At 72.2% G+C, this 299-nt stretch carries 1 pseudogene; it reads right to left on the bottom strand.

From position 1 onward, the window contains the following. Positions 1-23: 23 nt before the first annotated feature. Positions 24-173, bottom strand: a pseudogene (locus ADK41_RS41660) (heat shock protein transcriptional repressor HspR); the annotation flags it as partial. Positions 174-299: the final 126 nt, after the last annotated feature.

The following is a 299-nucleotide window of genomic DNA, read 5'->3' as shown; positions in this document are numbered from 1 at the left end:
TCCCAGGACCGCACACCCGCGCCTCAGTCCTGCTGCTGACGCTTGGGCCGCCACACCACCAGCGCGACGGTCTGCTGCACCCCCTTGTACGGCACCAGCCCACGCCCGCTCGAGGCCTGCACCCCGGCCTCGGCCTGCCGCATCGCCTCCGCCGCCCCGTCGAGGGGGCCCTCCCGTTTGGCCACAGTGGCCCGGCGGCGGGCGAGCTGTGTTTGCCGTTATTGCTTACGCTTAAGGCGTGGCCGGAGGAGGCGCTCGTGGTGGGATGGGGGCTGACGTTGACCGAGCGGTTCGGCGTC

Source organism: Streptomyces caelestis, assembly GCF_001279005.1.
GTDB classification, from domain to species: Bacteria; Actinomycetota; Actinomycetes; order Streptomycetales; family Streptomycetaceae; genus Streptomyces; species Streptomyces heliomycini.
The sequence above is the reverse complement of the archived record's forward strand: the minus strand, read 5'-3'. Positions and strand labels throughout refer to the sequence as shown.